2 protein-coding genes and 1 pseudogene are annotated in these 5276 nt (G+C 39.6%); 2 read left to right on the forward strand and 1 reads right to left on the reverse strand.

Annotated elements, in window-relative coordinates:
- On the forward strand, window positions 1-1382 hold a 1382-nt coding region (locus LMB57_RS00460; RefSeq protein WP_229278025.1), incomplete at its 5' end, for an LPXTG cell wall anchor domain-containing protein.
- 153 nt (window positions 1383-1535) lie between these two features.
- On the opposite strand, the pseudogene LMB57_RS00465 reads toward LMB57_RS00460, so the two are convergent.
- A pseudogene (locus tag LMB57_RS00465) lies at window positions 1536-2245 on the reverse strand (transposase).
- Between the two features lie 315 nt (window positions 2246-2560).
- On the opposite strand from LMB57_RS00465, the gene LMB57_RS00470 reads away from it, so the two are divergent.
- On the forward strand, window positions 2561-5276 hold a 2716-nt coding region (locus LMB57_RS00470; protein WP_229278026.1), incomplete at its 3' end, for a serine-rich glycoprotein adhesin.

Raw genomic sequence — 5276 nt, forward strand, 5'->3', positions numbered from 1 at the left:
AAAGTGAGAGTGCATCAACGTCGTTGAGCCAAAGTGAAAGTGCCTCAACTTCACTTAGTCAAAGTGAAAGTGCCTCAACCTCGTTGAGTCAAAGTGAGAGTGCATCAACGTCGTTGAGTCAAAGTGAAAGTGCCTCAACTTCACTTAGCCAGAGTGAAAGTGCGTCAACGTCACTCAGCCAGAGCGAAAGTACTTCGACATCGTTGAGTCAACGTGAAAGTGCTTCGACATCATTGAGTCAAAGTGAAAGTGCCTCAACTTCACTGAGTCAGAGTGAGAGTGCTTCGACATCCTTAAGTCAAAGCGAGAGTGCCTCAACTTCACTCAGCCAAAGTGAGAGTGCATCAACGTCACTTAGTCAGAGTGAAAGTGTTTCGACATCGTTGAGCCAGAGTGAGAGTGCCTCAACGTCGTTGAGGCAAAGCGAAAGTGCTTCGACATCATTGAGTCAGAGTGAAAGTGCCTCAACGTCGTTGAGTCAACGTGAAAGTGCCTCGACATCACTTAGTCAGAGTGAAAGTACTTCGACATCGTTGAGTCAAAGTGAAAGTGCTTCGACATCACTTAGCCAAAGTGAGAGTGCATCAACGTCGTTGAGTCAAAGTGAAAGTGCCTCAACTTCACTGAGTCAGAGTGAGAGTGCGTCAACTTCACTCAGCCAGAGTGAAAGTGCCTCAACGTCGTTGAGTCAACGTGAAAGTGCTTCGACATCACTTAGCCAAAGTGAAAGTGCCTCAACTTCACTCAGCCAGAGCGAGAGTGCCTCAACGTTGTTGAGTCAGAGCGAAAGTGCCTCGACATCATTGAGTCAAAGTGCAAGTGTGTCAACGTCGTTGAGTCAGGGTGCAAGCACATCAGCATCGGTAAGTGCAAGTGCGTCAACGTCGTTAAGTCAAAGTGAGAGTGCCTCCACTTCAGTAAGTGCAAGTGGTTCTATTTCCATTAGTAGTAGTGGATCTATTTCTTTAAATGCTAGTGACAGTACTTCTATGAGTAGTTCTTCATCTAATGTATTAGAATCTATTAGCGGTAGTCTCTCACCAGTAACGCCATTCCTTGACAATAGTGGATTTACTTCGATGTCAACAATTGGTTCTGGAAATGGTTCAATTTCGTTGAGCTTGAGTATAACTAACAATGCAAATACTTCTAAGCTTGAAAATGCAAGTGTTTCTGGAACTGATAAGCACATGACTGTTGACTTAACTGCTCAAAACTCTGTCGAAAACGGCAATGCGAATAAGCCAAGTCAGCAAAACAAGCGGCTTCCACAGACTGGTAATGCTAGTCAAACAACGGCTGAATTACTTGGTTTGATGTCATTAGAAGCAGTCTTACTCTTGCTGATTGCTAAGAAGAAAAAGAATAGTGAAGATAAATAATTTAATTGTCTGAGCTAAAACTAAAAACAGCTCCTAAGTTGGAATATCCGGATATCTTTCAACTGGTATGGTTGACTAAAAATACTTCCTACGAAAATGTAGGGGGTATTTTTTTACGAAAAAATACAATCGGTTCTTCAAAGAGGGAAATTTTTAATTGGCAAAACCATAACAAGTTCGTTTTAGAGTTTTTATTTTGTGATTGATGCCTTCTAAAGGACCATTAGAGTATTCAAACTTAGCGCTATTTAAGACATGTTTTCTGTTTTGACGAAGGGTTTGAATAGCTGTATCATTTCTGTATTGGTAGTCTAAGATGGTTGACTCTAATAATTCACTATTGCGTTCGTTTAGGGCTTTCGTGATATCTTTGTAAGTTTGGTATACTTCAGCAAACTTAGAAAATTTACTAGTAATTAGATCAACAGCATTTTGGCTTGAGCAAAGCGAAAGCCAGCGCTTTGAGACGCTGGCTATGATTTCAGCAATTAGCTGCCTGGATAGTCTTTTACGAGCTAAAAGCATGATTTGATTTTTGAGGTCATTGGATAGGGCTTGATTTTCTTTGGTTAAATTAGTAATAGCACCAAAAGTAGTATGACATGATTTACATTTATAACGTTGTTTACGAAGATCTCATTCATACCTTCTTCCGTTTAACCTAGCTAGTCGTACATAGGGGTTGCGAAAGTCATCCTTATTAACTGGGGAAAAACACAGTTCCGGCAACGATTAATCGGATAAGAAAGAGTAGCTGTTATTAGCGTTATATCCTCTTTCACAGGATCATCGTTGTGTTCAGCTTCTTCAACAGAAATAATTTTAATTCCAAGAATATTTAGAATAGAATCATTATGGGCCATTTGCTTAACCTTTTTTCATGATTTTTGTGGTGAATTGATTGTATAACGAGGGGACAGCAAATGTCTCTTTTTTTGTATACACTTTCTGGCATGGAATCTCCATCCATACCAGAAAGTGTATACCTAGATAAATTGATATTTATGAAGATTATCAAATGATTATGTGAGAAAAAGCAGAGGCTTAAAAAATTAATAAATTTTTTATTGAAATAAAAGTTGAAATTCGTTTATTTTGAGAAGAAGTGGGTGTACAATCAATGGTGAAAAATACTAACAATTGTTTATAGGTAGATAATTTATAGAGGTGGTTTATCTATGGCGAAAAACAATAAAAAACAAGAAGATAAGAGTAAGGTAAAATTATATAAAACCAAACATGGTTGGTTTAGTTCCTTGACACGTTTCTTTAAAATGTTATCATTTCGAAGAAAACAGGAAGTTAAACCAACAAACTTTCAGGATTTAGATTCTTTAAAAAATGCTAATGTTTCGGATGCAAAGGATGCCTATAAAAAGGGAGCTGCAACTGTTGCAACATTGCTTGGGATCGGGGCAACAGGCGCAGCTAACCCGACAGAAGCACATGCGGCAACGACGACAGTTGACCAAAGCTCTCAAGTAATTGGTTCTGGCTCAACGTCTACTTCGACATCGGGTAGTACATCGACTAGTCAATCCAATACTTCCACGAGTACATCAACGGCTAGTACTTCAAGCGTCAACTCTGGTTCAACATCTACTAGTACTTCAATATCAGGGAGTAGTACATCAACTAGCAAATCGAATGGCTCGACCAGTATATCGACTGCTAGTACATCAACCAGTCAGTCAAACGCTTCTATAAGTGAGTCAACAACAAGTAATTCTGTTAGCTCTTCAACCGCATCTTCTACAGGTGCACAATCAGTTTCAACGGGAATGAATGAATCGCTTACTAGTGATAATACTTCCCTGTCTCTGGAGAATGGCATTGAGCCTGTTGCTAATGAAGCTTCTAATAATACTGCATTTTCTGCAAATCAAAGTCTTTCATTACGGACAACGACTGAGAATATTACTAATGGGACGATTGCACTATTTAATTCTAGCTTTATTCAAACCACTGAAGAAAATACAGCTGAAGTAAGTAATGGCACTGAATTTCAAAATGCCCTTAATAATTCAAACATCAGCGTTATTCGGCTAACAGCTGACATTGATTTAGGTCAGTCTGGAATGGGTGATCTCGAAATTCCACCTCGTGATCTTACTATTGATGGGGGAAACCATTCTCTTAATTTAGGCAATAACTGTATTTGGCTAAACGCTTCCACGGGTATGAAGACCACGACAACGGTTAAATCCCTTAATCTTTATACCGCTAATGAGCGTGGTGGCTTTGCCCTTACTGATTCAGGAGCTGAGACGCTAATCTATGATAATGTCCATGCTACTGGTGGGGCTGCCGTTTTCGCAGATACTTATTCTTCTAGCGGTTATTTAAAGATCTTTGAAATTCAAGGTCATACAACAATTGATGGAGTCAGCTCATACCAATATAATGGCAATACTTATTCAACCAGTTCTGCTGATTTTGTTGGGTACAGCACCTTAATTTATGGTGGAAATAACTTGGTTATTGATGATAATGCCAGTTTAGTTATTAATAACAGTATGTCTCCATATGACGTTGCAATGTTAGCCAATAATGGAGAGCATGCGGTAATAGTTGGTGAAAATGCGACATTAACAATTAATAATACTTATAGCTATTCCGGGGGCCAAATTTGGAATAATGTTGGTAATATTGCCCTAACTAATCAAGAAGGTAAGTTTATTGCTGGCGTAAATTCGCATATCAACTTGCACACTAGTGGAACGAATGTTTACTTTGCTGATGGCTGTGATAATAACACTGTTAACTTTGAACAAGGGACTAATACCACATTTTCTGGTAACCGTAACTTCTACTTTGGTGGCTCCGATAATACTATTAATATTAATGATCCAGCTCATGTGATTTTAAATACAACAACTGGTACTACTTATTCTTCAAATTCTACAAATGTTACGATAAACGCTAATGATACTAACGTGATTGTAACAAATGATAGAACAACAATAGAATCGAATTACTTTGCAAATAATCAAAGTACTGTTAATGGTACCAGTTATACAATTGGCGCCACTACTGGTGAACAAAATAGTGGAAATGCACCAGTTCAAATGGTAATGGCAGATATTAATCAGAATGGAACCACCAGAGTTGAATATACCAGTGGTTCAGAACATTCAGAAAGTATATCTCATTCGGTAAGTGCATCAGAAAGTACTTCTACATCAATTAAAGACAGCATTTCAAATAGTACAAGTCGATCAGTATCAACATCGCTCAGTCAAAGTGAGAGTGTATCAACGTCACTTAGCCAGAGTGCCTCAAGCTCGCTTAGTCAGAGTGAGAGCGCCTCGACATCCTTAAGTCAAAGCGAAAGTGCCTCGACCTCACTCAGTCAGAGCGAGAGTGCATCAACCTCATTGAGTCAAAGTGAAAGCGCATCGACCTCACTTAGCCAAAGCGAAAGTGCTTCGACATCCTTAAGTCAAAGCGAAAGTGCGTCAACCTCATTGAGTCAGAGTGAGAGTGCTTCGACATCGTTAAGTCAAAGTGAGAGTGCATCAACGTCACTGAGTCAGAGCGAAAGTGCCTCAACATCGTTGAGCCAAAGTGAAAGTGCATCAACATCATTGAGTCAAAGTGAAAGTGCCTCAACTTCACTCAGCCAGAGCGAAAGTGCGTCAACCTCATTGAGTCAGAGTGAGAGTGCCTCAACCTCATTGAGTCAAAGTGAAAGTGCGTCAACATCATTGAGTCAAAGTGAAAGTGCGTCAACCTCATTGAGTCAAAGTGAAAGTGCGTCAACCTCATTGAGTCAGAGTGAAAGTGCATCAACTTCACTCAGTCAGAGTGAAAGTGCATCAACGTCGCTTAGTCAAAGCGAGAGTGCCTCGACCTCGTTGAGTCAAAGTGAAAGTGCTTCGACCTCGTTGAGTC

This window comes from Limosilactobacillus secundus (assembly GCF_020784695.1).
Lineage (GTDB): Bacteria > Bacillota > Bacilli > Lactobacillales > Lactobacillaceae > Limosilactobacillus > Limosilactobacillus reuteri_F.